Raw genomic sequence first — 712 nt, 5'->3', positions numbered from 1 at the left:
GGCCGGCGGCGTCGGCTCACTCGCGCTGCGCGACTGCCGGGTGAGCAACTCGCAGGGCGCCGGCATTGTGGTCACCTCGACCACGCCCACCACCGTGGAGACCTGCACCTTCGAGCACCTGGGCACCAGTGGCCTGGTCCTCGCAGAACAGGGCGAGGCACGGGTGCGCGGCTGCACGGTGCGCGACGCCCGAGGCAACGGCCTGCTCGCCAACGGCGAGTCCCGCGGCACCGTCGAGGACTGCGACATCTCCTCCACCGACAAGCCTTCCATCGCCCTGGAGGAGAACAGCAGCCTCTCGGTGATCCGCACCGTCGTGCACGACACCAGTACCGGTGTGCACCTGAGCAGCGGGGGCCGTACGACGCTGGAGGACGTCCGCGTCACTGGCTCGTCGGGCAACGGGATCGTCCTGGCCAAGGGCACCGACCCGGTACTGCGCCGCTGCCGCGTCTCGCGCACCCGCGGGCACGGCGTGCTGGTCACCGACCGGGCGCGCGGCACCTTCGAGGACTGCTGGATCGACGGTGCGCAGGGCGCCGCGCTGCGCGTCGCCGGGGCGGCCTCCCCGGCCCTGACCGGTCTGACCGTGCGCGACTGCGACCAGACCGGGCTGCTCCTCGAGGAGGACTCGGCGCCGGAGCTCGACCGCCCCGAGGTGATCGGCGGCGCGCCCGCGATCGCGGTGCGCGGCTGCACCAACCCGCTGCTG

The 712-nt window shown here is 73.5% G+C and carries 1 protein-coding gene; it reads left to right on the top strand.

The features are described from left to right. The coding region (locus O3Q52_RS53785; RefSeq protein ID WP_269655643.1) for a right-handed parallel beta-helix repeat-containing protein at nucleotides 1–712 on the top strand (712 nt) is incomplete at both ends.

This window comes from Streptomyces sp. ActVer, assembly GCF_027270795.1.
GTDB classification, from domain to species: Bacteria; Actinomycetota; Actinomycetes; order Streptomycetales; family Streptomycetaceae; genus Streptomyces; species Streptomyces umbrinus_A.
The sequence above is the reverse complement of the archived record's forward strand: the minus strand, read 5'-3'. Positions and strand labels throughout refer to the sequence as shown.